At 70.2% G+C, this 26,736-nt stretch carries 19 protein-coding genes and 4 pseudogenes; 11 read left to right on the top strand and 12 right to left on the bottom strand.

All coding sequences use genetic code 11. The features are described 5' to 3' along the window. Window positions 1-94 precede the first annotated feature (94 nt). Window positions 95-886: pseudogene (locus tag DI272_RS46155) on the top strand (ThuA domain-containing protein); the annotation flags it as partial. 18 nt (window positions 887-904) lie between these two features. Next, window positions 905-1,876 carry a family 16 glycoside hydrolase gene (locus DI272_RS46150; protein WP_375138104.1) on the top strand — a complete coding sequence of 324 codons (972 nt, stop codon included), beginning with the start codon at window positions 905-907 and terminating at the stop codon, window positions 1,874-1,876. A 32-nt stretch (window positions 1,877-1,908) separates the two neighbouring features. Here the strand turns inward: DI272_RS46150 and DI272_RS45945 are convergent. After that, window positions 1,909-2,763, bottom strand: a pseudogene (locus tag DI272_RS45945) (aspartate aminotransferase family protein); the annotation flags it as partial. Between DI272_RS45945 and DI272_RS45065 the strand changes: the two are divergent. Then, window positions 2,760-2,902 (top strand): annotated as a pseudogene (locus DI272_RS45065) (alginate lyase); the annotation flags it as partial. The pseudogenes DI272_RS45945 and DI272_RS45065 sit on opposite strands and share 4 nt — an antisense overlap. Window positions 2,903-3,051: 149 nt before the next feature. Here the strand turns inward: DI272_RS45065 and DI272_RS02435 are convergent. Further along, window positions 3,052-5,385 (bottom strand): tetratricopeptide repeat protein, encoded by a 2,334-nt coding sequence (locus DI272_RS02435; RefSeq protein ID WP_109493478.1) that lies wholly within the window; start codon window positions 5,383-5,385, stop codon window positions 3,052-3,054. Between the two features lie 258 nt (window positions 5,386-5,643). Between DI272_RS02435 and DI272_RS02430 the strand changes: the two genes are divergently transcribed. Both DI272_RS02430 and DI272_RS02425 read left to right on the top strand, forming a co-directional pair. Then, window positions 5,644-6,360 carry a DUF4232 domain-containing protein gene (locus DI272_RS02430; RefSeq protein WP_109493477.1) on the top strand — a complete coding sequence of 239 codons (717 nt, stop codon included), beginning with the start codon at window positions 5,644-5,646 and terminating at the stop codon, window positions 6,358-6,360. 300 nt (window positions 6,361-6,660) lie between these two features. Beyond that, window positions 6,661-7,395 carry a D-Ala-D-Ala carboxypeptidase family metallohydrolase gene (locus tag DI272_RS02425; protein WP_109493476.1) on the top strand — a complete coding sequence of 245 codons (735 nt, stop codon included), beginning with the start codon at window positions 6,661-6,663 and terminating at the stop codon, window positions 7,393-7,395. Window positions 7,396-7,614: 219 nt separating this feature from the next. Here the strand turns inward: DI272_RS02425 and DI272_RS02420 are convergent, their stop codons facing one another. The 3 genes from DI272_RS02420 to DI272_RS02410 form a co-directional block, all read right to left on the bottom strand. After that, the gene (locus DI272_RS02420) at window positions 7,615-9,597 is read right to left on the bottom strand and encodes a hypothetical protein (RefSeq protein ID WP_109493475.1); all 1,983 of its coding nucleotides are present in this window, start codon (window positions 9,595-9,597) and stop codon (window positions 7,615-7,617) included. A 244-nt stretch (window positions 9,598-9,841) separates the two neighbouring features. After that, complete coding sequence (locus DI272_RS02415; RefSeq protein WP_109493474.1) at window positions 9,842-12,139, bottom strand: FdhF/YdeP family oxidoreductase; 2,298 nt, start codon at window positions 12,137-12,139, stop codon at window positions 9,842-9,844. A gap of 38 nt (window positions 12,140-12,177) precedes the next feature. Beyond that, window positions 12,178-12,813, bottom strand: a complete 636-nt coding sequence (locus DI272_RS02410) for an SRPBCC family protein (RefSeq protein ID WP_109493473.1) — start codon at window positions 12,811-12,813, stop codon at window positions 12,178-12,180. A 584-nt stretch (window positions 12,814-13,397) separates the two neighbouring features. Here DI272_RS02410 and DI272_RS02405 point away from each other — a divergent pair. Next, entirely contained in the window at window positions 13,398-13,940 is a 543-nt protein-coding gene (locus DI272_RS02405) for a hypothetical protein (RefSeq protein WP_258314437.1), read from the top strand. Between the two features lie 11 nt (window positions 13,941-13,951). Here the strand turns inward: DI272_RS02405 and DI272_RS02400 are convergent, their stop codons facing one another. Beyond that, entirely contained in the window at window positions 13,952-14,293 is a 342-nt protein-coding gene (locus tag DI272_RS02400; RefSeq protein ID WP_109493472.1) for a DUF190 domain-containing protein, read from the bottom strand. 180 nt (window positions 14,294-14,473) lie between these two features. Between DI272_RS02400 and DI272_RS02395 the strand changes: the two genes are divergently transcribed. Both DI272_RS02395 and eno read left to right on the top strand, forming a co-directional pair. Continuing rightward, entirely contained in the window at window positions 14,474-14,983 is a 510-nt protein-coding gene (locus DI272_RS02395; protein ID WP_109493471.1) for an inorganic diphosphatase, read from the top strand. Window positions 14,984-15,000: 17 nt separating this feature from the next. After that, window positions 15,001-16,269, top strand: coding sequence for a phosphopyruvate hydratase (eno, locus tag DI272_RS02390; RefSeq protein ID WP_109493470.1), 1,269 nt, complete (start codon window positions 15,001-15,003; stop codon window positions 16,267-16,269). A gap of 94 nt (window positions 16,270-16,363) precedes the next feature. Here the strand turns inward: eno and DI272_RS44110 are convergent. From DI272_RS44110 to DI272_RS02380, 3 genes and pseudogenes are all read right to left on the bottom strand, one after another. Continuing rightward, window positions 16,364-16,501: pseudogene (locus tag DI272_RS44110) on the bottom strand (DUF190 domain-containing protein); the annotation flags it as partial. A 23-nt stretch (window positions 16,502-16,524) separates the two neighbouring features. After that, a complete protein-coding gene (locus DI272_RS02385; protein ID WP_258314436.1) occupies window positions 16,525-17,061 on the bottom strand; it encodes a CrcB family protein in 537 nt (178 codons plus the stop codon). Further along, window positions 16,995-17,960 (bottom strand): helix-turn-helix transcriptional regulator, encoded by a 966-nt coding sequence (locus tag DI272_RS02380; protein ID WP_146238306.1) that lies wholly within the window; start codon window positions 17,958-17,960, stop codon window positions 16,995-16,997. Before DI272_RS02380 ends, DI272_RS02385 begins: the two co-directional genes overlap by 67 nt. A gap of 149 nt (window positions 17,961-18,109) precedes the next feature. Here DI272_RS02380 and DI272_RS02375 point away from each other — a divergent pair, with 149 nt between their 5' ends. Further along, a complete protein-coding gene (locus DI272_RS02375) occupies window positions 18,110-18,673 on the top strand; it encodes an RICIN domain-containing protein (protein ID WP_146238305.1) in 564 nt (187 codons plus the stop codon). A 99-nt stretch (window positions 18,674-18,772) separates the two neighbouring features. On the opposite strand, the gene DI272_RS02370 is transcribed toward DI272_RS02375, so the two are convergent. After that, a complete protein-coding gene (locus DI272_RS02370; RefSeq protein WP_109493466.1) occupies window positions 18,773-20,188 on the bottom strand; it encodes a non-reducing end alpha-L-arabinofuranosidase family hydrolase in 1,416 nt (471 codons plus the stop codon). A gap of 163 nt (window positions 20,189-20,351) precedes the next feature. Beyond that, window positions 20,352-22,658 carry a beta-L-arabinofuranosidase domain-containing protein gene (locus DI272_RS02365; protein ID WP_109493465.1) on the bottom strand — a complete coding sequence of 769 codons (2,307 nt, stop codon included), beginning with the start codon at window positions 22,656-22,658 and terminating at the stop codon, window positions 20,352-20,354. A gap of 538 nt (window positions 22,659-23,196) precedes the next feature. Between DI272_RS02365 and DI272_RS02360 the strand changes: the two genes are divergently transcribed. Together DI272_RS02360 and DI272_RS02355 are read left to right on the top strand one after the other, a co-directional pair. Continuing rightward, window positions 23,197-24,228: a C40 family peptidase gene (locus DI272_RS02360; protein WP_109493464.1), complete on the top strand. Its 1,032-nt coding sequence runs from the start codon at window positions 23,197-23,199 to the stop codon at window positions 24,226-24,228. A gap of 188 nt (window positions 24,229-24,416) precedes the next feature. Then, a complete protein-coding gene (locus tag DI272_RS02355; protein WP_109493463.1) occupies window positions 24,417-25,283 on the top strand; it encodes a MurR/RpiR family transcriptional regulator in 867 nt (288 codons plus the stop codon). Window positions 25,284-25,325: 42 nt separating this feature from the next. Here DI272_RS02355 and DI272_RS02350 read toward each other — a convergent pair whose 3' ends face one another. After that, window positions 25,326-26,615, bottom strand: a complete 1,290-nt coding sequence (locus tag DI272_RS02350) for a cyanophycinase (RefSeq protein WP_109493462.1) — start codon at window positions 26,613-26,615, stop codon at window positions 25,326-25,328. Between the last annotated feature and the right edge of the window lie 121 nt (window positions 26,616-26,736).

The raw sequence follows: 26,736 nt of genomic DNA, 5'->3' as shown, positions 1-26,736 counted from the left end.
GTACCTGGAACGACGGCACCCCGGTCCATCTGTGGACCTGCCACACCGGCCCCAACCAGAAGTGGATCCTTCCCTAGAAAGGAGGCGACCTGACATGCGTACGCGACTCACAGCGACCATCGGCCTGCTCACCGGCCTCCTGCTCTGCCTGGCCCCGCAAGCCGCCGCCGGGCCCGAGCGGACGGACCAGCCCGCCGGCGCGACCCGCCCGGCGCAACCGACCGCCCTCGCCGCGACCGCCGCGGCGGCCGACCCGGCGTACAAGATCCTCGTGTACTCCCGGACCGCGGGCTTCAGACACTCGTCCATCGACGAGGGCATCTCGGCACTGCAGGCCCTCGGCACGGCCAACAACTTCACCGTGGACGCCTCCGAGGACCCCCAGGTGTTCACCACGGGCAACCTCGCCCAGTACAAGGCGGTCGTCTTCCTCTCCACGACCGGAGACGTCCTCGGCGACGCCCAGCAGACCGCCTTCGAGCAGTACATCAACGGCGGCGGCGGATACGTCGGCATCCACGCGGCCGCCGACACCGAGTACGACTGGCCCTTCTACGAGGGCCTGGCCGGAGCCCTGTTCCACTCCCACCCCGCCATCCAGCCGGCCACCGTCAAGGTCGAGGACCGGGCCCACGACGCCACCGCCCACCTCGGCTCCACCTGGCAGCGCACCGACGAGTGGTACAACTACCGCACCAACCCCCGCACCACCGCCCACGTGCTCGCCTCCCTCGACGAGTCCAGCTACACGGGCGGGAACATGTCCGGCGACCATCCGATCGCCTGGTGCAAGGACTACCGAGGGGGCCGGGCGTTCTACACCGGAGGCGGCCACACCGAGGAGTCGTACAGCGACCCCGCCTTCCGGCGGCACCTCCTGGGCGGCATTCGCTGGGCCGCGGGCATGACCGAGGCGGACTGCCGCCCGGAGAACGGCTACACCTCCCTCTTCGACGGCTCCGCCACCACCGGCTGGCGGCAGGCGGGCCCCGGCGGCTTCACCCTCGCCGACGGCAGCCTCACCTCCTACGGCGGCCTGGGCATGCTCTGGTACGCGGCCAAGGAGTTCACCGGCGACTACTCGCTCAAGCTCGACTGGAAGGCCGCGGGCGACGACAACTCCGGTGTCCTTCTCGGCTTCCCCGCCTCCGACGACCCCTGGTCCGCGGTGAACAACGGGTACGAGATACAGATCGACGCCACCGACGCGGCCGACCGGACCACCGGCGCCGTGTACGGGTTCCAGTCCGCCGACCTCGCGGCACGCGACGCGGCACTGAATCCGCCGGGGGAGTGGAACACGTACGAACTCCGTGTCACCGGCGAACGACTGGAGATCTTCCTCAACGGGACGAAGATCAACGACTTCACCAACACCGACCCCGCCCGCAGTCTCCAACAGGGCTACATAGGCATCCAGAACCATGGCGACGGCGATGAAGTCGCGTTCCGCAACATCCGGATCGACGCGGAGGGCGACACCCCTCCCGGCCCCGTCTCGGGTCCGGTGAAGGGGGTGAACGGCAAGTGTCTGGACGTGGCGAACGCCGGGACGGCGGACGGTACGCAGATTCAGCTGTGGACCTGCAACGGGACCAGCGCCCAGAGCTGGACGGTGGGTTCGGACGGTACGGTGCGGGCGCTGGGCAAGTGTCTGGATGTGTCCGGGGGCGGGAGCGCCGACGGTACGAAGATCCAGTTGTGGACGTGCAACGGCACGGGGGCGCAGCGGTGGGCGCCGCAGTCGGACGGAACGGTGCGCAATCCCCAGTCCGGCAAGTGCCTTGACGCTTCCGGCGGTACCTGGAACGACGGCACCCCGGTCCATCTGTGGACCTGCCACACCGGCCCCAACCAGAAGTGGACCCTTCCCTGAGGTGTTGAGGGGCTCGGTGTTCCGCGCCTGAGTCAGATCCGGAACACCGAGCCCACGAACTCCGCCGGCAACCGGTCCTTCAGCCGGGGCGGCAGCGCGTCCAGCGGCCCCAGCACAGGCGCCGTCCGGTCAGGCAGCGCTCCGCTCGGACCTCCGTCCCCTCCCTCGCCCAGGCCGGCGAAGGCGAGCAGACCGCCGATCTCCTCCGGCGTCAGTGCGTCGGGATCCAGCCCGGCCGCCAGTTCGGACAGGCCGGGGTCGACGGTGAGGGGCCGAGGGCGCGGGCCGCGTCGAGCGAGGCCGCGAGGTCGGCGAGCAGCTCCGGTACCCGGTCGCGGGTCGCGGGGGTCAGCGTCAGATGCAGATGGGGCGGCAGGTCCTCGTACGACAACTGGGGCTGGAGGTACCAGCTTCGGGCGCGCATCTCGTCGGCGACGTGCAGGACGAGGCCGACGTCGGGCGTGCCGTTCGGGCCGGTCGCCGTGAACGCGACCAGTCCGGCGGTCGGTTCGCCGAGAACGCGTACGCCGTCCATCGCGCGCAGTCCCCCAGGAGGGACTCGGCTGCCTCGGCCACCTGAGCGTTGAGTGCGGTGCAGCCGTCGTCCCCGATGTACCGCAGTACGGCTCAGGCCTGCGCCGGCAGTCCGCCCGACTTGGTGCCCTGGACGTCGGGTTGACCACCGGACAGCCGGGCCAGCGCGCGTGGGCGAAGTACTGGTGGCGGCGGAGCCCGGCGTCGCGGTACAGGACCACGGAGGCGCCCTTGTCGGTGTAGCCGTACTTGTGCAGATCGACGGAGAGCGAGGTGACGCCGGGCACCGACAGGTCGAAGGGCTCGACCGCGCGGCCGGTCCGGCGCAGGAACGGCAGGTACCGGCCGCCGATACGCGGCCACCGACGCGGTGCACGCCACCGGGGACGACCGGGCCGCGCGCGCCATCCCGCTGCTCCAGGAACCGCCGGGCGGTGACCTGCGGGCGCTGCGCCCGGCGGCGCGGAACAACTGGACTCGATCGCGGGCTGAGAGAGGCGGCCGACACCCGGGGCCGCCTCGCTGCGCTGATGCAGTGCCGGTGGCCGCGAGAAGCGCGTGCACCGGCGCGTCCGGACCGAGGCCGTGTCGGCAGCGACGACCTCAAGCACCCCGTGCGCGGGGAGGGGGCCGCCTCCGCTTCATCTGCTGGGGGCGGAGGCTTCGTCAAGGGCGGCGAGAGCAGCCGCGGCCTCGGCGTGGAGGGGGCTTTTCAGTTCCGCCAGCGCATCCCTGGCGGTGCGAAGCGTCTGCCGGGCTTCGGGATGCCGGGTTCCGCTGAGCGCTCGCCCGAGGTCGACCCGGGCGTGTTCGGCCCAGACGGGCATGTGTGCCGCCTCGAAGTCGGCGAGCGCCTGCCGCAATGGAGCTTCGGCCTCGTGCCAGCGTTCCAGGGCCACGAGGTCGTTGCCGATCTGCTGCCGGGCGACCGCGTGGTACAGGGCCACCAACTCGTCGGTACGGCCGGGGACCCCCGTCCGGCAGATCTGCTCGCTGCGGCGGTGGATCTCCAGCGCCTCGGCGGCCCGGCCCAGGTGCCGCAGCAGGTTGCCCAGGGTGTTGAGGATGGTCAGTTCGGCCAGCCGGGCCTCGGGCGAGTCCAGCGCGGCGAGGCAGCGGGCCGACTCCCGCAGCCGGTCGTGCGCGTCCTCCGCTCGGCCCTGTCGGTGGAGCGCGCCCGCGCCGTAGCCGAGCGCCCAGCCCTCTTGCAGGCCGTCCCCGCAGTCCCGGGCCGCCTCCAGGGCGGCGTCGGCCGAGGCCAGGGCCGCCTCGGGGTTGTGAGCGCAGAGATTGTGGGCCCAGGCGAGATAGTTGAGGTGCACCGCCTCCTGCCGGCGGTCACCCAGCGCGCGGGCCGAGTCGGTGGCGCAGGAGAACACCTCCACCCATTGCTCCCAGTGCTGGGTCATGTCGGAGAACCAGTGCATGGCCTCCGCCGTGTCCAGCACCTCCCGGTGCCAACCTGACCGGTGCGCTCGGTGCAGCGCGGCGAGCCACTGCGCCCGTTCGGCCTCCAGCCAGGCCCGTGCCTCGCTCTTGCCGGTCGGCGCCGAGTCGGGATCGGGGTCAGCGGCGCGCACGGCCCGTTCCCGGTGGGCCTCGTAGTGCAGGGCGGCTGCGGTGGCCCGGGCGAGCATCCAGCGCGCCGTACGGTCCAGGGCGGCGTCACGGACCTCGGGACCGTCCTCCGCCTCGGTCTGTTCGAGGGCGTAGAGCCGGAGCAGATCGTGGAAGCGGTACCGCTCGGCGACGGCGTCGCTCTGGAGCAGCCCGGCGTCGGTGAGGTCCTCGGCGCAGGCGACGGCCTCGTCGAAGGTGAGCCCGGCGAGCAGGGCGCCGGTCTCGGGACCGAAGTCGGGCCCGGCGGCCAGCGCGGCGCGGCGCAGGAAGGTCCGGGTGTCAGGCGGGAGTTGACGATAGGACAGGGCGAAGGCGGCACGCACCCGCAGGCTTCCGGCCTCGAGGCCGTCGAGGCGGCGCCCCTCGGCGGCCAGCCGGGCGGCGAGTTTGGCGAGGCGTTCGTGCGGCCGGCTGAGCAGGCGCTGGCCCGCGATGCGGACCGCCAGCGGCAGGTGTCCGCACAGGTCGGCGAGGTCGCGGGCGGCCTGGGCCTCGGCCTGGACGCGTTCCGGTCCGAGGATGCGTGTGAGCAGTTCCACGGCCTCCTCACGCCGCAGCAGTGCCAGATCGGTGCGGTGGACGGAATCCAGGCCCGCCAGGGAGTTGCGGCTGGTGACCAGGGTCAGCGACGGGCCGGTACCGGGCAGCAGGGGGAGGACCTGGTCCTCGTCGAGGGCGTTGTCGAGCAGCAGGAGCACCCGGCGGTCGCGCAGCAGCGAACGCCACATGGCGGCACGCTCGTCGAGAGTGCTGGGCAGCGCGCCGTCGGCGATGCCCATGGCGCCGAGGAGCCTGGCCAGCGCATCCCTGGGCGATGTCGGTTCGGCGTCCATGCCGCGCAGGTCGACAGCGAACTGTCCGTCGGGGAAGTGCGGGCCGAGGCGGTGCGCGGCATGGACGGCGAACGCCGTCTTGCCCAGCCCGGGTTGTCCCGTGATCAAGGAAACCGCGGAGACCGTGGGCTCGTTGCCGCCCGGGTCCGTGTCCCCGAGGCCAGCCGCCAGCTCCAGCAGCCGGGCGAGTGCGGGGCCGCGTGCGGTGAAGTCCCGGATGTCGCGCGGCAGAGCCAGGGCGACGGGCCCGGCCGGACTCGTGGCGGTGCGGGGACGCGGTCGCCCCAGCGCGGCCGACTTCTCCAGACCCGCGGCCTCGTCCTCGCTCAGCCCCAGGGCCTGGGCGAGAGCCTGGACCGTGCGGCGCTGCGGCCCGAGGGTGCGCCCGCGTTCCATGTCGGCCACTGCCCTGACACTGACTCCGGCTGCCTCGGAGAGCGCCTCCTGACTGAGCCCGGCACGGGTCCTGAAGTGCCGTAGTTGCTGCCTGAACTCGTCGCCGGCCGGTATGGCAGAGCGCACCGCTGAGATCCCCGATCGTCCGGCTCCCCCTGCGCGAGCCTCCGGCAGAAGTATGACGGACGGTAGTTCTGCCGGTAGAACCGCCTGGTGGCGGAGGTGTCGCGGTGATCAACTGAAGTCCGACGCGCAAGGCGCCGCAGGCCCCATGCGCTCAAGTTCGGGCGCGGACGGCCTGCCGCGCGCGTCACGCCCACCAGACCATCCTGGCCGTCGGCAACAGGCCGACGGCTCTGCACCACCTCAGCGGGGGAACCCATCATGACCGCCTTCTTCACCCGTTCCACGATGCTGGCTGTCGCCGGAACGGCACTCGCCCTTTCCCTCACCGCCTGCCAGGGCGGAGACGACGACAAGGCCGCGGCCACGCCGCCCGCTTCGACCACCGCGACGGTGACGGACGGCGCCTCCGCGGCAGCGACGACCACGGACTCCGCCGGTTCGACGGGGTCGGGCAAGTCCTCGGGCACGGCGGACTCGAACAGCTCCGGCAGTTCCAACGGCTCCGGCAGCTCGACCGGCTCCGACAACTCCAGCGGCCGGCAGACGAGCACCTCCACGCCGGTGTGTTCCGCCGCCGACGTGACCATCACCGCGGCCAAGCAGGACGGGCCGCCCTACACCCACCTCGTGCTCACCGCGAAGAACACCTCGGGGCACTCCTGCCGCCTGGCGGGCTTCCCTCACGTCCAGCTCCTGGAGAGCCACAAGCAGGACGTCCCTGCCGTCGCCAAGAGCAAGCCCGCCGCCCCGGTCGTACTGGCCGCGGGGGCTCCCGCCTACGCCCTGCTCAAGGTCTCGAACGGCGGAACCGACGAGGACAACGAACCCGTGTCGGCGTTCTCCCTCATGCTGGAGGGCGACTCGACGGTCATCGCCGTCTCCGCGCCCGGATCGGACGGCATCGCCGCCGACCCGGCCCAGGCACTGATCGGCTACTGGACCCCTGAGCTCCGCAACGGCGCGGACGACTTCTGACCGGCACACCCGTTCCCGGCGGCTGCTCCGCCGGGAACGGGTGCCCGGCTTCGATCCGCGCCCGCCCTGTCCGGCCTTTCGCGATGCGACGGAGACCGGTTTCGGCCGATCCCTCTGCTCTGTTCGGTCCGCGGCGTGAACGTCCGGGGGCATGGCCGTCCGCCTCGGCCACCGGAAGGCGAGTGCGCGCGTGGTTGACGCGCGTAGCGGTACGGCCGCACCCTGAGCGGTGGATGGTCACGCTGTGACAGTCGGTCCGTCCGTTGGGGCGGTTCCGGGACGTACGGTCGGGAGGCCGGGATGCTCGTACGCGTAGCAAGACTGCTCGCTTCGATTGTCATGATCGCGTCAGGCGTGGTGGTGGGGGTGGGCGCCAGCGCCGGTACCGCTGCGGCCGACGACTGCTACACCTGGGGACGCACCCTCTCGGTGGGGGCGTCCGGCAGTGATGTGACACAACTGCAGATACGTGTCGCCGGGTGGGTCACCTCGGGCGAGCGGCTCTCCTACGACGGCCAGTACGGGGAGCGCACCGCGGCAGCGGTCAAGAAGTTCCAGACGGCGTACGGTCTGACCGCGGACGGCGTGGCGGGACCTGCGACCTACGCCAAGATCTACTCCCTCCAGGACGCGGACTGCACGCCGGTCCACTTCAGCTACGCGGAACTCAACAAGTGCAATTCCGACTGGTCGGGCGGTGCGGTCTCCGCGGCCACCGCGAGGGCCAACGCCCTGAAGACCATGTGGAAACTCGAGGCGATGCGCCACGCACTGGGTGACGTGCCGATCACGATTTCGAGCGGCTTTCGCTCCTACGCCTGCAACAGCGCGGTCGGGGGATCGTCCACGAGTCGCCACCTTTACGGCGACGCCGCCGACCTGACCGGCTCGGTGAGCCTGTGCCGGCTCGCCCAGCAGGCCCGCACCCACGGATTCTCGGAAATCCTCGGTCCGGGCTACCCGGGCCACGACGACCACACACATGTGGCGTTCGACCCTTCGCCCTACTGGTCCGCGCCGACATGTGGCATCTGATCGGGTGACCTCGGGGCGGCGTGGACCAGGGCCGGCTCCCTCCGGCGGGTCGGGCCGGCCCCACCGCGCATTCTCGGGCGCACCGGTTCGTGCCACACCTCTACCGTGCCTGGCGTTCTTGCATGACAGAAACGCTGCGGCCGAACACCCCACCCCGGTTACGCCATGTCGACGCGCTGCGCGGATGCGCGCTGCTCGGCATCGTCGTTGCCGGGGGTCTCACTTCTCGTCCGTGACCCCGTCCAGCCGTTCCCCGGTGGCCAGTTGGGCACTCACGTCGAACCGCGGGCGCTTCGGTGTGCGCACAGCGACAGTCCGTGCGGGAGTCTTAGCCGTGACATCACCGCTGACCGTGATGCCGGTGACGGCGCGGCTCCCGGCCGCCAGCGCGTACCAGCGGCCCGCTGGTGAGCGCCACGCCGTGCCGGCCACGATGTGCTGGCCGAAGCGGCTGCACAGCGCGGTCGACCGGACGTGCGACACCGGACGCGCCGGTGCTTTCGTCCCGTCCCCGGCCACTCGCAGCGTCACCGTCACATCGCCGGGGCCGCGCCAGGACGACTCGCGCATGCATGTCCACACCGCCCGGCTGCCGCCGTCGGGAAGATCCTGTTCGGCGAACTCCCACGCGTTGACCGCGCGGGTGCCGGTGCCGCGCAGGTCTGCGAGGGCACACGCCTGGTGGGACCAGGCCACCAGGGCGGCGGGCCCCGTGGCCTCCCTCGGCTGGCGCGGCGGTGGCGTGCCGTGTCCCGGCAGCGGCGTGTAGGTCAGGTGCACGGGGGACAGGTCGCCCAGACCGGCGAGCAGGAAGGCGTGGCGCTCGGCGATCCGTGCCGAGGAACGCAGTTGCAGGACCGGACGGCTGTCGCAGCCGGTCCCGCTCCCGGCGGTGAACGGGACCGGCTCGGTGACACCGTCCTCGGTCGTGTCCAGCGCCTGTGCGATGACATCGGGGCGCAGCAGGTCCCGGGACTGCACTTCGGCCACCCAGGGTGCGATCAGGTAGCGGGCACCGCTGCGTCCGGTGCTCAGCTCGACGGCCGCCGCGGTCGTCACGTCCGCGTCGTCGACCCGCGCCACCGAGAGCTGGGTGCGGCTGTGTGACCGCGGGTCCTCGCGGTAGCGGGCCAGACGCTGTCCGTCGTACAACAGCACCACGGCGTGTGCGTCGACCTCGCCCGCGTAGAGCAGTTGTGGTGCGGAGGCGGGTGGGGCAGGGGAGGTGGCGGCTGTGGTGACGACGTGGGTGCCGGGCCCCGGTCGCGCCCATGTGGACAGCGCGCGGTTCAGCAGTTGCTCGTCGTCGAGCCGGGAACCACGGGGTGGCCACGCGGTGAAGTCGATGCGCGCGGTGTTGTCCCACTGGTCTGCCGGAGCGCGTGTGAGATCTGCCGCTCGCAGGCCGGAAGCGGCCACGGGCTGCGGGGCCGTGGGTGTGGGGGCCGGGTCGGGGGCGAGCTGTGCCAGCAGCATCGCGCCGGCCAGCAGACCGGCCAGACAGGCGACCAGAGTCAGTCGGGCGCGGTGCCTGCGCCGCAACAGGTCGGTCGCGGTGGCCTGCAGGACGCAGGCGTCGAACTCCTCCGACAGCGCCAGCGTCCGGGCCGCGTCGGCTTCGTCCGCCTCGAAGGCTCGGCCGTCGCGCACGGCGCCGGCGGCGTCCTTCGCCCCGGCCGCCTTGAGCACGTCGACAACCGTGTCGTCCGTCAGGCCGTAGACCGAGCACAGCACGAACGCGGCCCGCGTCTCGGCGGACAGACCGGCCAGGGAGCGGGTCAGGGACAGCGCCTCCGCTCCGCCAGGGCGGGGGAACAGCCTGAGTCCCAGCACGATCGGAAGGCGCGGCACCAAGGCGCGCGGCGCACCGAGTCGGGCCGGCCACAGCGGCGGACGCCGGTCGTAGGCGAGGACGCGGCGCAGCACCGTCACGAGATACGGATGCTCTGGGCGTGCGTGATCCGCGGCGGCGCGGCGCGGCGCGGGAACGGACGACCTCGCCCGTGCCAGGCGGGCGCTGGGCAGCGCGCGCTGCACCACCGAATGGGACACGCTCACCTTCTGGTGCCGGCCCAGCGACGGGGGGAGCGTGATGTACGCGAGGCGCACCAGATCGGCGTACTGGTGCACGAGGGCGTTTTCGGCTTCCAGGACGGGCGTGTCGAGACGCTCGGTGGGCTGGCGAAGTGAGCCAAAACGCATGGTCGGGCAGGCCTTCCGGAGGGAGACACGCTGCTGTTGCACCTGTTCAAACGAGTGAATCCCCAGCCGGTCACTCTTGACCGGTCCGATGATCGTTTCGGGAGGAGTGCCCGACCGCCCGACCGCCCGACCGCCCGACCGCCCGACCGCCTGACGCGCCGGGTGACGCCTACCGGCCCCAGGTGTTTCGCTGCCCGGTCAGGCGCCGACGCGACTTGCGCCACGCTGTTTGTCGGGGCCCGCCCTACCGGGGCTCAAGGCGTACGACGATGCCCTTGGACGTGGGCTGGTTGCTGATGTCGGCGACGCTCTCCAACGGCACCAGGACGTTCGTCTCCGGATAGTAGGCGGCCGCCGAGCCCTTGGCCGTCGGATAGGAGACCACCTCGAAGTCCTCGGCGCGCCGCTCGACGCCGTCCGCGGTGCCGTCCGCCCAGACACTGACCAGGTCGACGCGATCGCCCTGGGCGAGACCGAGCTCGCGGAGATCGTCAGGGTTGACGAGCACGACGTGGCGGCTGCCGTGGATACCGCGGTAGCGGTCGTTCAACGTGTACGGCACGGTGTTCCACTGGTCGTGCGAGCGCAGGGTCTGCAGCAGCAGATGTCCCGCGGGTGCGCGCGGCACGACCGGCTCGTTGCAGGTGAACAGGGCTTTGCCGACCGGGGTGCGGAACACTCCCTCGTTCACGGCGTTCGGCAACTGGAACCCGCCCGGGCGGGTGACCCGCGCGTTGAAGTCGTGAAACCCCGGGACGATGTGGGAGATGCGGTCGCGGATCGTGTCGTAGTCCCCTTCGAACTCGTCCCAGGGGATGTCCGCCCGGCCGTCGAGAGTGCGTCGGGCCAGTCGGCACAGGATCGCGACCTCGCTGAGCAGGAGGGGAGAAGCCGGTTCGAGGCGTCCCCGGGAGGTGTGCACCTGGCTCATGGAGTTCTCCACCGTGACGAACTGCTCGCCCGAGGCCTGGAGGTCACGTTCGGTGCGGCCGAGGGTCGGCAGGATCAGTGCCGTGGCACCGCAGACGGTGTGCGACCGGTTCAGCTTGGTGGAGATGTGGGCGGTCAGCCGGCACGAACGCATCGCCTCTTCGGTGACCTCGCTGTCGGGGGCGGCCCGGACGAAATTCCCGGCCAGCGCGAGGAACACCTTGACGCGGCCCTCGCGCATCGCCTTGATCGAGTTCACCGAGTCCAGCCCGTGGGGGCGCGGCGGGTCGAAGCCGAACTCCTTCTGGAGCGCGTCGAGGAAGGAGTCCGGCATCTGCTCCCAGATGCCCATGGTCCGATCGCCCTGGACGTTGCTGTGCCCGCGGACCGGACAGGCGCCCGTGCCGGCCCGCCCGAGGTTGCCGCGCAGCATCAGGAAGTTGACGATCTCGCGAATGGTGGGCACCCCGTGCTTGTGCTGGGTGATGCCCATCGCCCAGCAGACGATGACACGTTCGCTGCGCAGGACCTCGTCGCGGACCTGCTCGATCTCCTGGCGGGTGAGCCCGGTCGCGGTGTGTACGTCGTCCCAGTCGACGGTACGGGTGTGCCGGGCGAACTCCTCGAAACCGGAGGTGTGGGCGTCGATGAAGTCGTGGTCCAGGACGGTTCCGGGCCGGGCGTCCTCGGCCTCCAGCAGCAGGAGATTGAGCGCCTGGAAGAGGGCGAGGTCGCCGCCGGGCTTGATGTGCAGGAAGCGGTCGGCGATCTGGGTGCCGCGTCCGACGACTCCTCGTGGCTTCTGCGGATTCTTGAAGCGCCGCAGCCCCGCTTCCGGCAGCGGGTTGACCGCGACGATCCGGCCCCCGTTGCGCTTGGCCTCCTCCAGCGCGGTGAGCTGGCGCGGATGGTTGGTTCCGGGGTTCTGCCCGACCAGGAAGATCAGATCGGCGTGGTGGAGGTCGTCGAGACCGACGGTGCCCTTGCCGGTGCCCAGGGTCTCGCTGAGGGCGAATCCGCTGGACTCGTGACACATGTTGCTGCAGTCGGGCAGGTTGTTGGTGCCGAAGGCGCGGGCGAAGAGCTGCAGGACGAAGGCGGCCTCGTTGCCGGCCCGCCCCGAGGTGTAGAAGACGGCCTCGTCGGGGGAGGCGAGCGTGGTGAGTTCCGCCGCGAGCACGCCCAGGGCGTCGTCCCAGCTGATCGGCTCGTAGTGGTCGGAGCCCGGGCGCTTGATCATCGGCTCGGTGAGCCGCCCCTGCTGGTTGAGCCACATGTCGGAGCGCCCGGCGAGGTCGGAGACGCTGTGCTGCCTGAAGAAGTCGGCGGTGACACGGCGTGTGGTCGCCTCGTCGTTGATGTGTTTGGCGCCGTTCTCGCAGTACTCGTTGCGATGGCGGTGCCCAGGGGCCGGGTCCGCCCAGGCGCAGCCGGGACAGTCGGTGCCGCCCACCTGGTTCATGGCCAGCAGGTCCACCCCCGTCCTGCGCGGCGAGGTCTGTTCCAGGGAGTACTCCAGCGCGTGCACGACCGCCGGGACTCCGGCCGCCCACTTCTTCGGTGGCGTCACGGAAAGGGTGGTCTCCGGCTCCTCAGCGGGCGGTTTCTGCATGGGTTCGCCTTTCTTTGTGCCGTGTTCCGGTGCGCGGCTCAGCCGACGGGCCAGTGGGCCACGCGGCTGCGGGGCGGTTCCGGGTGGTCGTGCTGCACGCGGCCGTTGCGGATGGTGCTGCGCCAGGCTCCGCTCGCCTGCCCCAGACCCTCGATGAACTGCTTGAAGTTCCACAGCTCGCGGCGCACCAGCCGGGCGATCAGCTGCCCGGCGCGTGGCGAGCCTGTGAGTGCCTTCGTAGCTCCTCGCGGTCGGAGCCGCATCCGGAGGGTGACGGCCGTGCCGCCCCCTTGCGTCGGCCGGAACTCCATTTCGCCCTGGTGGGAGGGGTACTGCTCCAGACCGCGCCAGGCCAGGAAGGCATCGGGATCCTGCTCGACGATCTCCACGGCGAAGCGGTGGCGCAGCGGGCCGTAGCCGATGGTCCAGGCGGTCACGGTGGGCCTGATCTGCTCGACCCCACGCACCACGGTCGTGAACCGGGGGAAGGTCTTGAACTGCGTCCACTGGTTGTACGCGGTACGCACCGGCACATCGATCTCGACCGTCTCCTCGACGTGCCGCTCGTGCCGCTCGTGCAGCGGCCGACGGCGACGCCGCATGCTGCTGTCGCCGCCGGGAGCTGTCCGCGCACCGTCCGGGTCGGCCGGTCGCCCATCGTGTTCGCGCGTCATCGTCGCCTCTTCTCCGCCGCGAGAGCTGGGCCGCCCGTACCTGGCGCCCCTCCTGTGCCATGGCTCCCTCACCCGGTTCCCAGATTGCGGAGTCCGAGTCGGAGAACCGCCGAGAAGCAACCGCCACGGCTTCGCCCGGTAGGACCGCGCAGCAGCTGATCGCGGTGGCGGCGCATCCGCCGCGCTATGGGGCGACCGTGGGAGAGGTGGCCGATGAGCGAGACCCGTGCCGTGCGTACGGCACAGGAGATCGTCCACGCCACAGAACGGTCGGCATCGGGCGGACCCCGATCGTGGTCGGCCACAGCGGGGACTCATCGGTATGGGGCCGTTTCCTGGGTTCCACCCGCGGAGAAATTCAGCCGCCATGCTGCGTGCTCGGTGCTGATGGTGTGCTGACCCGCTCCTGACGGCTGCCCCATCCGGCCCAAGACAGATGGGGGTGGGCCGGCCTGGAATGGATCGAGGCGCAGACTGGAAGGGCACACCCCGTTCTTCACGGGCGTGTCGGTGAGGGGGCTCGCCGCAACCGCGGAGGCGTCCACTGACGGTCCCTGGTCCAGTCGTGCTGACCAGGAGGAGCCATGCCCGTGTCCCGTGCGCTCGGCCCGCCCCTTCGTCTGTCCCTGCCCGGCGGCGGCCTGTGGCACGGCGCCCTTCGTCTCACGGCCCGCCTGCGCCGGCGTCGCCCCGTACCCGCCCGTCTGTCCCGCCCGGCGCAGGTGAGGGCGCTGCTGGCGGTTCTGGACGAGGCCGTGGCCGCTCAGCGGCTCGCCGATCCGGCGGTGGCCGCCTGCGGGGAGCCGGACGGTGTGACCGGGCAGGCTGCCCAGGACTGCGGTGGGGCCGGCTCGGCCCTCCACCGGGCGCGCGGCCGGTTGCGGGACCTGCCGCTCACCGACCCCGACCTGGCGGCGGTCCAGGCGCAGGCGGGGCGGCTGCTCGCCTACGACCTGTGGATGGTGCGCCAGTCAATGAACCTGGCGTTCACCTCCCACCCTGATGCCCGCACCGAGGCGGCCCGGCTGCAGATCAACGGCCTGGGCCGGCCCGCGGACGAGCTACGCCGCCTGCGCGACGCCCTCCATGCAGGGGCCGGGCAGCAAGGAGAGGTGAACCGGTCATGAACAGGGTCGAGCTAGCCGACGGCCCGCGGCTCAGGATGGTGGATGCGGACCCGGTCCAGCATGGCGACCGCCTCGGTGTGCTCCAGCACCTCCCGCACGCACAGCAGGTAGCACCGCAACCGGTCCTCGGAGTCGACGAGCACCACCGCGCAGGGGCCCTTGGCGGCCAGGTGGGCGGGCGGCTCACGGTAGATCGTGCCGGGGGCCCCGAAGCCGGTGAAGCCGTGGAAGACGCTCGCCCCGGCCAGCCCTTCTCGATGGGCGCGGTGAACGAGCTCGGCGTAGGCGGGGCGGTGGTGCCACAGCGCAGCCCCGTCCAGGTGGATGGTCAGGCGAGCGGCGTCGGAACCCATCGCCCACCTCCTCGCGCGCGGGGGATCACTCCTCAACGTACTGCCGTCTCCCCGTCACGGACACCTCCCGCACGGCGGCATGGTGACGAGCCGAAGGGCAGGCGAAGACTCGCCTTGCGCAAGGGCTGCCACACCTGTGACCCCACAAGTCCCGTACACCGAGCAGGCAAGGAGACCGCCGTGCAGTTCGACGTGACAGTGGAGATCCCCCAAGGCTCCCGCAACAAGTACGAGATGGACCACGAACTGCATCGGATCCGGCTGGACCGGATGCTGTTCACCTCCACCCAGTACCCGGCCGACTACGGCTACATCGACGGCACGCTCGGCCGCGACGGCGATCCGCTCGACGCCCTGGTCCTGACCGGTGACCCGACCTTCCCCGGCTGCACCGTCGAGTGCCGGGCCGTCGGCATGTTCGTGATGAGGGACGAGCACGGCCCGGACGAGAAGGTGCTGTGCGTGCCCGCCCACGACCCGCGCTACGCGAGCGTGCAGGACATCCATGACATCCCGGAGTTCGACCGGCTGGAGATCACCCACTTCTTCGAGGTCTACAAGGACCTGGAGCCCGGAAAGTCCGTCGAGGGCTCGCACTGGGAGGGCCGCGACCAGGCGTACGCCGAGATCGACGCCGCCCGCGAACGTGCCACCCAAGCCACAGCTGAGCACCGTCCCACATCCTCATGAGGCAGGAGAAAACACCCATGCTCCGCATCGCCCGTCTGCACGCCACCGAAATACTTGACTCCCGCGCCCGTCCGACCCTCGCCGTCGTCCTGGAGACCGCCGACGGACTCCGTGCCCGCGCCGGGGTTCCCTCGGGGGCGTCCACCGGTACCCGCGAGGCCGTCGAACTGCGGGACGGAGACCAGAGCCGGTACGGCGGCCAGGGCGTCACCCAGGCCGTCGCCCATGTCAACGGCGAGATCGCCGCCGCGCTGACCCACCGCTCCTACGCCTCCTTCGGCGAAGTCGACGCGGCCCTCATCGAGTTGGACGGCACCGACACCAAGTCCCGCCTGGGCGCCAACGCCGTCATCGGCGTCTCCCTCGCCGCAGCCCGCGCCCAGGCCCAAGTCGCCGGGCAGGAACTGTGGCGCTATCTCGCCGAAGCCGCCGGCACCCGGCCCCTCCTGCCGGTACCGCACTTCAACGTCGTCAACGGCGGCGCCCACGCGGCCAACGACCTCGACTTCCAGGAGTTCATGCTCGCCCCCGTCGGCGCACCGAGCCTGCCCGAGGCGATACGCGCCGGCGCCGAGGTGTACGCGAAACTCAAGGCCCGCCTCGCGCGCGAGGGCCACCCGACAGGGCTGGGCGACGAGGGCGGCTTCGCCCCCGACATCGCCCGCCCCGAGGACGTACTGACTGTGCTCGTCGAGGCCGTCACGGATGCGGGGTACGAGCCGGGCCGTTCCGGTATCGCCATCGCCCTGGACCCGGCCGCCAGCGAGTTCCGTGGCGCGGACGGCCGGTACACGGTGGCGGGCGAAGCCCTGACCAGCGACCAACTGATCGATCGCTACGAGGAGATGGTCGACCGTTTCCCCCTCTGGTCCATCGAGGACGGGCTCGGCGAGGACGACTGGGACGGCTGGGTGCGCCTGACGGAACGGCTCGGCAGCCGGATCCAGTTGGTGGGCGACGACCTGTTCGTCACCAACCCGACGATCATCGCCGAGGCGATCGAGAACAAGGCCGCCAACGCCTCCCTGATCAAGGTCAACCAGATCGGCACCGTCACCGAGACGCTTCAGGCCATCCGCGTCAGCCGCGAGGCCGGATACGCGCAGATGGTCTCCCACCGCTCCGGGGAGACCGAGGACTCCTTCATCGCCGACCTCGTCGTCGGCGCGGGATGCGGGCAGATCAAGTCCGGCGCCCCGGCCCGGGGTGAGCGCGTCGCCAAGTACAACCGGCTCATCGAGATCGGCGCGGCCGAGCCGGAGCTGCCGTACGGACTCAGCCGCTGAAGGCGGCGTCGAACAGCCGGGAGCGAGGGGAAAGCCGTGATGGCGACGGGAGGTGAGGAAGTCGAGCGCCGTGACCGCCGACCCCCGGCGTTGTTCACGAGCTCCCGGCGCCGGCTCCCGCCGTAACCGTCCTGGTCCGGTTCTCTGCCGATCCCCGGACCAGCTCGTCGAGCTGGGGCAGGAACGCCCGCACCCGCTCCTCGGTGTCCACGATGATGACCGTCACCCGCAGGGCACTGCCCGTCAGCCTCGTCATCACCGTCCTTGCCTCCAGGCAAGAACGCGGCGCGTCACCGCCACCGCGAGCCACACCGCTGCGAGCGCCGCGAGCAGCGTCGCGGTCAGATGGGCCAGACCGGTCCGAGGACGGCCGGCGTCGACCAGCTTCGGGATGTCGACGGCGTACGTCGAGAAGGTCGTGAACCCGCCGAGCACCCCGGTGCCGAAGAGCGGCCGCACCAGCCGGTGCGCCGCCCACACGTCGGTGATGACCACCATGAACACGCCGATGACCGCACAGCCGACCGTGTTGACCCGCAGCGTGGCACACACCCTCGACAAGCAGGGACTGTTGGTGGCTTCGGTGCCACGGTGCGGGTACGGCGCGCTCCACCGCCGCGCTGCGATCACTCCTCGCGGCCGACGACCAGGCTGACCCGAGTACCTGACGCAGCACGCAGGCAGGGGCCAATGTCTGAGAAGGCCTGGCCCGAGCCGGCCGGTGATCAACCCATGTCGCTTGTGCCTGCATGGGCGAGGAGATCCAGGCCCAGGGGTGTGCACCAGTGCCATACGGCTTTGCCGTCCCGCCGGGAGACGATCAGGCCGCCTTCTCGTAGCGCCTTGGCCTGCATGGACGCGGCTGCGGGGCTGACCGCGAGCTCATGTGCCAGGTCGGTGGTGGTGTGCTGGCGCTGCAGCAGACGGAGGGCGTGGGCTCGGGTGTGACCGACGAGAGCGGCGAGCGGGTCCTGGGACGGTGGGCCGCTGTGCAGGGGCAGGGGAGTCACGGCGGGATAGACCAGGAGGAGCCGCCCGTCGGACTGGGGCGCCGCCAGGACGTGATCGGCCCAGAGCAGGGAGGGCAGCAGGACGATGCCGTGGCCGTGCAACGTGTGTTCGGCATCGAGGGGAGCCGCCGCCTCCAGGGTCAGTCCCCGCCACCGGATGCCGGGCGCCAGCCCCGTCAGCGCGGCGTGCAGGCCCTGTTGGGCGAGCAGGCGGGAGCGCCACGCCATCTCCGCGTGGAACCCTGCCCGGATACGGGGCCACACCTTCTCGATGACGGTGGCGTGCGCGGCGCGCACCGCCCGTTCGAGAATCTGCCAGGCGTTCCGGTCCCGGTCGGCGAGATGGCGCATCCATGAGGTGAGCGGGCGGTCGATCGAGGTGACGCGCTCGAGCTCGGTACGGACATAGGCGCGCGGGGTGGCCATGATCCGATCGACGCCCTCCTCCAGGCCCAGGCCCGGCGGGTCAAGGAACAACGGTCCCGCGCCCGTCGGTGAGACCAGCTGCAGGAGCGGCCGGGCCTGCCGCGGGAGAGCGCGTGCCACGCGCCGCCGCCACGGGCTGAATACGGGGTGCGCGTCGCGGCGCTGCGACATGGCGAGTGCCAGGCCGACGTCCATCAGCGGTGCCGGGCGGTCGGCGAAGGTGGTCCTGAGCAGATCCTCAGGTGTGCAGTGCACCCGTATCACGTGAACTCCTGTTGATCCGACGACGATTCAGCCGTCGCTGAAAGCATCGCGTCGTCTCACCGGGACCGGCGAGGCTGATACCCGCCAACCGGTGCTCGACGCCGGAGGCAGGCTCCTTCTCGTCGGCCCAAGGGGGAATCATGCACAAGCATCGACTGGGGCGGATTTCGGTGGCGGCCGTGCTGGCGGCCGGAGCCGTGCCGGCCGCGGCGACCGCTGCGGACGCCGCCGGCACCAGCAGCCAGGCAGCGGCTGTCGTCTGCAAGAAGGTGGATGGCAAGGAACATCCGTACACCTTCCGCACCCCGGGTGGTCCTGGGGCGTTCGTCTATCTCAATGTGTCCGGCGGCAGCCACAAAGGGGCGAAGGTCATCACCTACCCGTGGTCGGGCGGCCGGGGCAACGAGACGTGGTGCCTGGAGCAGGGCCGTGACGGCTATGGCTGGTATTTCCACCCGTGGGACAAACGGAGCCTCTGCCTGGATGTGCCGGGCGGACGCTACAAGAAGGGACAAGGACTCGTCGTCTGGGACTGCAACAAGCGCAAGAACCAGCTCTTCGACACCACCATCGTCCACACGGACAACCCGTACACGCTGATCACCCCGTGGTACTCCAACCTGAAGGTCCACCGGGGCAGGAACGCGGTCGGCAGCCAGGTGTCCTTGTGGCCGCACATCAACACCCACGCGGAATGGCGCTGAAGCGGAGGCTGACAGGTCTCCCCGGGGGGCCACCGCCGGTCACCGGTGTGACCGTGCCTGTCAGGCACGGTCACGAGCCGCTGGTCGTGCGTTCTCGGGTCAGCGCTGCAGGGTGAGCAGGCCCGGCCGGTACGGCAGCTTGATGTAGTCGGTGCCCGGCGGCTGGTTGGGGGCCAGGCCCTGGTAGAGGAACTGCAGGTTGCAGGGGTCGATGGTCATGGTCTGGTCGGGGTTGTTGCGGACCAGGTCGCCGTGGCTGATGTCGTTGGTCCAGGTGGCGCCGCTGTTGGCCTTGCCCGCGAAGGGAGCGGACTCGGTGGCGGCCTGCGGGGTCCACGGACCGTTCAGGCTGGTGGCCGTGAACGAGCGGAAGAAGCGCTGCTCGCTCGCCCCCCGGGCCTCGACGATCATGAGGTACTGGTTCTGGCCCTGGACCTTGTAGACCTCCGGCGCCTCGAACAGGTTCTTCACCGTGTCGCTCATGACGGTCGTGTACGAGGAGCCGAAGCTGGCCGGGAAGTTCCCGATCGGCATGCTCGACTTGTAGATCTTGCCGTTGTCACCGGCGAAGAACATGTACATGTTCTGACCGTCGGCGATCATGGTCGGGTCGATCGCGCTGCCGTCGGGGACGCTGCCGGTGAACAGCGGCTGCGCCGCCGACCAGCCGTTGGGGTTGGTGGGGTCGCTCGAGGTGCGGTAGACGAAGGGCCACTGGGTGCCCCACCCGTTCGAGGTCAGCACCCAGATGTTCTTGGGCGCGAAGTAGAACAGCTTGGGAGCCACCGCACCCTGGCTCATCTGGGTCTGGCCGGCCGATGCCATGTCGGACCAGTTGGTGAAGGGACTGAACGCCATCGATTTCCACGACGATCCGTCAGAGACGGTCGCGTAGACGAGGTGCTTGCCGTTGTACGTCACGGTGGTGAAGTCCTTCAGCGCGGCCCACCCGTTCGCCGGCTGCGCCAGCGGGCCGGTCGAGGACCACCGGTACGTCGACGGAAGAGCGCATGTGCCGCCCGACGGTGCGGACAGGCCGCTCCACTTCTGGTTGCTGCTGCCGGTGCAGTTCCAGAGCTGCACCGCCGTGCCGTTGGCCGTGGCGCCGCCCGACACGTCCAGGCACAGCCCGGACTCCACGGCGACGACTGTGCCGTCGGAGTTGACTCGCCACTGCTGGTTGGTGCCGCCGTTGCAGGACCAGATCACCGGGCGGGTGCCGGCCGTGGTGGCGTGGCCCGGGACGTCCAGGCATTTGTTGCCGTAGACGGTCAGCTCGTTGTTGTCCGTCAGCGTCCACTGCTGGTTGGTTCCGCCCCAGCAGTCGTAGATCTGCAGGCTCGTGCCGTCGGTCTGGCTGGCGCCCGGCACATCGAGACACCGGCCGGAACCCGCGCCGCGCAGTGCGCCGCTGGTGGCCGCCTGTGCCGGGTCGGCGACGAGCGTCGCCGCCGAGGCGATCAGCGCCGCGAGCATCACGGACAGCTGCCTGCGGCGGGTTGTACGTCTGAGCATGGGGACCTCATTCCTGGGGTGAGCGGTTCCGGGCGGCCTGGTCAGGGGCCGTCCGGACGGATGGGCTGCGACTCGGCCTCTATGTTCGATATGTCGAATGTCGGTCGAAGAGTCGGGCATGGAGAGAGGCGGAGAGCGACCTGGGCCTGGTCTCGCCGGGGACTCAGCTCCGCAGAATGCGCCACCGGTTGTCGGCGGTGCCGTCATCCGGGGCCTGGACGGCGAACGCGCCGACAGCGGTGGAGTTGTTCGCGATGGCGAGCAGCTTGCCGCTGTTCGCGTTGCGGATCTTGTAGGTTCCGTCTCCCTGGTCGAGCAGCGTCCATCGATGGTCGGCGGTGCCGTTGTCCGACCACTGCAGGACGCTCGCCCCGTCGGCGGTGGACATGTCCTGCACGCCGAGCACCTTGCCGCTGTTCGCGTTGCGGAAGCGGAAGCCGTCACCGTCGGTGATCATTTGCCAGTCGTGGTCGGCGGTGCCCGAGTCCTGCCACTGCAAGGCACGGCCACCGTCGGCCGTGGACATGTCCTGGATGCCCAGCACGAGACCGCTGCCCGCGTTGGCGAGGCGGACGGTGCCACTGGTGTTCCAGTAGACGGTGTAGTTGTGGCCGTGCGCGTCATGGAAGGGGCTCAGGTTGACCGTGGAGCCGTTGGCGGTGGCGGTGAAGGCGAGCGACGTACTGCTGGTCCGTGTGATCGACGCCGTGTTCAGCGTCGGAAGGGAACTGAGCGCGGAGTCGCCGTAGTTGCCGGACAGGACGACCGGACCGTAGGTGATCGCCGCGACGTTCGCGTTGTCGTTGGCCGTGCGCATGATGACCCGCATGGGCAGGCGGACGGTGACTGTGTCGCCGGAGGTCCACGAGCGGCTCAGGGTGGCGTAGCTGCCGGGGGTGGTGGTGATGTTCTGCGCGACGCCGTTGACGCTGACGGTGGCCCCGGTGGTCCAGCCCGGGATGCGGATGCGCATCGCCCAGGTTCCGCTGACGGAGCCGGTGACCTGCAAGGTCGTGGTGTCGGCGGCGGGGTATGCCGTGGTCTGGGTGACCGTGATTCCGCGTTCCGACCAGGTGAGCACCGAGGGCACGAACAGGTTCACGATGAGGGTGTTGTCACTGCGGTAGTAGACGGAGTCCATGAGCCTGGTGTGCATCTCCAGGCCCGTGCCCTGGCAGCACCAGAAGGTGCCGTAGTCGGTGCTCCAGGTGCCGCCGCCCCATGCCGGGCCCACACCGCGTCGGCCTCCTGGGTTCAGCGGGGTGAAGTAGGTGACGTGGCCGTGGCTGTCGGCCGGGTTCTGCTGGCCGATCATCTGGTTCAGCCACGCCCGTTCGTAGTAGTCGAACAGTGCGGCCCGGTTCGGGTCGAGCGCGAACAGCTCCCGGGTGAGGGTGAGCATGTTGAAGGTGTTGCAGCTTTCGCAGGTGTCGTTGTTCAGGTAGCCGGCGATGGCGTTGGGGGCCCGGAAGTGCTCGGCCTGACTGTTGCCGCCGATGGCGTAGGTGTGCGCGTTGACGGTGATGTTCCAGGCGTTGGTGGCGATGTCCCGGTAGCGGGTGGTGCCGGTGGCCTTGTACTCCCGGGCGGCCCCGATCCATTTGGGGACCTGGGTGTTGGCGTGCAGTCCGCTGAGCTTGTCCTGGTTGGCCGCCAGGGGGTCGAACACCGCGGCGTGGTCGAACCTCTGGGCAGCAGTGAGCCACCGTGCGTCGCCCGTCTGCTGGTAGAGATCGGTCAGCACGGTGTTCATGCCGCCGAACTCCGTTTGCAGCATGGTCTGCATCTGCTGGGCGCTGAGCCGGCCGGTGCGCCAGTCGACCCACCCGGCGAGAGCGAGCAGCACGTCCCGGGCCTGTGTGCTGCCGATGAGCCGCCACACGTCGAGCAGACCGGCAAGGGTCTTGTGGACGGTGTAGTACGGCACGTTGCCGTTGCTGAGGGTCCGCTGCTCCAGCGCGGTGAAGTCGGACTCGGGATAGCCGGAGAGGTATCCGGCGTTGAAGCCGGCGGCGCTGTTGTTGGCCTGGCACTTGGCGAGCTCGGCGACCATGGTGACCGCCTTGTCCCGGCAGACGGTGTCCCCGGTCACGGCGTACAGCTGGGCCCATGCCGTCAGAAAGTGCCCTTGGGCGTGGGTGCGGAAGGGGAAGGTCGGCGCGTCCCAACCGCCGTTGGCAGCCGCGCCGTTGGTGGACAGCCGGTGATTGGCGCGGAAGTTGTGGAGCAGGCGGTCGACGTCGACGAACCGCAGGTAGTTCTGCGTACGGTTCTGGTTGTCCAGCCACCGGCTCGTGGTGAGCCGGACCTGGCCGAGGGCGAAGGGGTGCGCGGAGACCCCGATGTCGGCCCTCGCGGGAGGGATGGCCGCATGGGCGGAGGGCACGCCGATGAAGGATCCGGCGGCAGAGGCGGCGGCGGTCGCCCCGGCTGCTTGCAGGAGGCGCCGTCTGCTGAGGGAGGGGGCCATCTTGCACCTTTCGGTGAGGAGGGAGTGAGCACTTGGTGGTGCGGGGGTCCCGTCGCCCCCTTCCGCTGATACATGGGATGGATTAAGGGGCATGCGCGATATCCCTGTCTAGCCTTGCGACGCGATAAGCCGACTGATCACGAAAGGACGTCCGATTGCCGCCCTGACGTCGAGATGGACATGGGATGTTCCGCGTGCACGTACACGTCCGACTCTCCCTCCGGGCTCGGCCGGTTCGATGGGCTGATCGCTGAGGCGAGGATCCGATTGTTCGACATCACGAACGCTGTGCGGAACCTCGGTCGGAAGATAGATTTGAGCTGAGGGTGCGTCAATGTTTCTGACGAGTTGCGCCCCAAGAGTGTGGAACGTGGCTGGAGTTGATCCCTTCAAACTTTGAAATGATTACAAGAAGATCACTAAGGTGGGGACTCGAACCTTCGCACGAATGATCGCTCGCACCAGGCGAGTGGCGGTGGGGGGTCGCCGTCCACCGTGGTTGTCGTGTGGGCGGTGGAGGAAGAAGGAGTTCGTCTTCGTGGCGCTTCACCGCCGACCCAAACCGCAGAGCCGCGCCCGCGTGAGCGTGCTCACCGCGACCGCGGCCGCTGCCGTGGCTCTCACCTCGCAGGCCGCCAACGCGGCCCCGAAGCCCACGAAGAGCGAGGTGAAGACGCAGGTCGACAAGCTCTACAAGGAGGCGGAGCGGGCCACCAACCAGTACGACGGGGCCAAGGAGAAGCAGGAGAAGCTGCAGAAGGAGATCGGCCTGATCCAGGACAAGGTCGCCCGCGAGCAGGACGAGCTCAATGAGCTGCGCACGGGTCTCGGAACGATGGCGAGCGCCCAGTACCGCTCCGGTGGCATCGACCCCTCGGTCCAGCTGCTTCTCTCCGCCGACCCGGACGACTATCTGGACAAGGCGTCCACGCTCGAGTCGCTCTCCGCTCAGCAGCTGGAGGCGCTGAAGAAGGTCCAGACGAAACAGCGCGAACTGGCCCAGCAGCGCGCCGAGGCGACGGAGAAGCTGAAGGATCTCGCCACTACCCGCACCGAGCTGGGCGAGAAGAAGAAGGAGATTCAGGCCAAACTCAGCAAGGCCCAGAAGCTGCTGAACTCCCTGACCGCCGCCGAGCGTCAGGAGATCGCCGACACCGAGGCCCGTGCCAGCCGCACGGCGGCGGAACGCGTCGACCTCGGCAACGAGGTGGCCGCCTCCCCGTTCGGCGCGGCCGCCCTGAACGCTGCCGCCTCCCAGATCGGCAAGCCGTACGCCCGCGGCGGCACCGGCCCCAACTCCTACGACTGCTCCGGCCTCACGCAGTGGGCCTACGCGCAGGCCGGCGTGCACATATCCCGCGTCACCTACACGCAGGTCAACGACGGACCCCGGATCGGCATGAGTGCGCTCAAGCCCGGTGACCTGGTCTTCTTCAACAACACCGAACACGTCGGCCTCTACGCGGGCAACAATCAGGTGCTGCACGCCCCGTACCCGGGCGCCTACGTGCGCTACGAGTCGATGAACACGATCGGATCGTTCCAGTTCGGCGTGCGTGTGACCGGCTGACCCGGCGAGGCCGCGGCGGTTGCGGGGGAGCTGTCTGCGCCGGAGTAACAGGCGGTACAGTTAGGCGAGCCGTGCGCCTATCTGTATCGCTCTCCGGGTGGCAGACGCGAGTACTCAGGTGGTACGGCCGCAGGCAGGAGCCTGAAGGGCGCCCGCCGTGAACCGGAACACTGGGAGAGGACCGCACCATGAGCGGCACGCTGGCCGACGAGATCCGCTCTCGCCTGGGGGATCTCAGCCCAGCAGAACGCAAAGTCGCCCGCGTGCTCCTCGCCGGTTATCCGGCGGCCGTCTTCGAAACCGTGGCGACCATCGCCGAACGCGCGGCCGTGTCGACGCCCACGGTTCTCCGCTGCGCCACTCGTCTCGGGTATCAGGGATTTCCGGATCTTCAGGCAGCGCTGCGCGCGGAGCTGGACGCCCGCAACGCCTCCCCGATCACCCTGTACGAGTCCGCGGAGACCGGTGGACCGGCGGTGGGCGCGGACCGGGAGGCGCCGCTGGAGCCTCAGCTGACGCTGTTGCAGCAGGCCCTGGCCCAGACGTTCCACGAGGTCTCCCTGCACGATTTCGAGACCGCGGCCGACCTCCTCGCCGACCCCCGCCGGCGAGTCCATCTCGCCGGCGGCCGCTTCACCCACCTGCTGGCGCGCTATCTCGGTCTGCATCTGATGCAGGTGCGGGATCAGGTCTCCTTTCTCCCGGACCGGGATGTCGAGCGCACCTCGTTCCTCACCCAGCTCACGCGCCGCGACGTCACGGTCGTCTTCGACTACCGGCGCTACGAGGAGGATCTGACGGTCATCGCCGAGCTCGCCCGTGAACGCGGCGGCAAGGTCGTCGTCTTCACGGACCCCTGGCTCTCGCCCGCCGCGGCGCATGCCGACGTCGTGCTCATCAGCCAAGTGGCCTCCGGTTCTCCTTACGACAGCCTGGCTCCGACGCTCGCGCTCATCGAGGCACTGATCTCCGCGGTGCTGGACCGGCTCGGTGGCGGCGCGCATCAGCGGATGAAGGACGGCGAGGAGGTCGCGCGTCGCACCGGGCTGCTCTGAGAGCGGGCGCCCGGACCGCGCGGCTGTCGTTCGTGGGCCGGGTCAGTGCGCGGTGATCGCGATGCGGAGTCCCACGAGGGTGTGCGCGGTGCGGTCGTCGGTGCTCCAGGCGGCGAAGGTGCCGGGCTTGGTGAAGGTGACGGTGAACCGAGGTCCGGTTTCGAAGGTGGTGGCGGTGGCACTGATCTGGGCGCGTGTCTCGGCCAGCGCACGGGCTGTGGTGCGCAAGGAGTAGGCGGTGCCGCCCGGGTTGGCGGCGGAGTGGAAGACGTCCGTGTTGGGCGGTACGGGCGAGGTGCTGGTGGGTGTCAGGCGCTTCTTGCCTTCGGAGGGCTGCACTTGCCAGGTGTGTGCGTCGTAGCGATCACCGTCGGTGAGGTAGGTGTAGCGGGCACCCCGCAGGCCCCATCCGGCGGCGGAGGTGTCGGTGCGGGCGCCGCGCAGGTCCAGCACGGCGACACCGTTAGGTCCCAGAACGGTGAGCTGTTCGTGGCTGCTGCCCGGGTGTTCGACGACGAGTGCGGTGTTCTCGTCCAGGGCGTAGACGCGGTCGTGTCCGGTGTCGGCCGCGAGACGGCAGGCGCGGCCCTCTCGACCGTAGGCTCCGGTGTGGGTGTCGATCAGGGCCGAGCGCAGGAAGCCGAAGCCGCCCCGCGGAAGGTAGCCGAGCCGGGTGGGGTCCTCGAAATAGCCGGGCGCGCTGCCGTCGCGCAGCCCTTCGTACGACTCGCCGCCGCTGACCATGCCGGGTCCGGAGGCGATCTGGGCCCCGGCCGAGGAACCGGCGACGACGGCTCCGCCGACCAGTTTGGCGCGGATCGCGGCCAGGACCTTGGAGTCCTTCTGGCGCGGACCGCGCAGCAGGGTCTGGACGTAGCGGTACTGGTCCCCGCCGCCGAAGAAGAAGCCCGTCATGGAGTTGACCTGGGCGACGACGGCATCGGAGTCGGCGTTCGCGATGTGGTCGAGGTCGAGCGGGAGCCACTGGGCGTCGGCCGCGCCGTGCTTTTCGAACAGGGCGGCGTAGTAGGCGCCGTTGCACACGGAGTTGCTGCACCGGTCGGGGTCGCCCGCGTTCGGGTCCTGGCTCTCGGGCACCGACGCTGCGGTGATGACTCCGATGCGTGCGGCGGTGCCGCCGGCACGCCTGATGATCTCGCCGTAGACCTGGGCGTTGTCGTCCTTCAGGCCGCCGCCGACAAGCACCAGGGAGCCGTCGCCGCGGCCGGCTGGTGCGGTGGTGGCCTGCGCCGCGGGCGCGGCGGCGACAAGGGCGAGGGCGAGGCCGCCGGCCAGGGCGGCGCGGCGGGTGAAGCGGGGATGTGTGCGCATGGGCTCTCCGTGAGGTGCCGGTGCTGGGGGTGGGAGCGGTCCTTCGGCAGCCGGGGGCAACCGGTCGTATCGGGCTGAGGCGGATCGTGGGCCACGGCGGGCAGCGCTACGACGTCGGCCC

The organism is Streptomyces sp. Act143 (assembly GCF_003143935.1).
In the GTDB taxonomy this organism is placed as follows: Bacteria; Actinomycetota; Actinomycetes; order Streptomycetales; family Streptomycetaceae; genus Streptomyces.
Note: the sequence above shows the minus strand (reverse complement) of the source record. Positions and strands in the feature narration are given on the sequence as shown.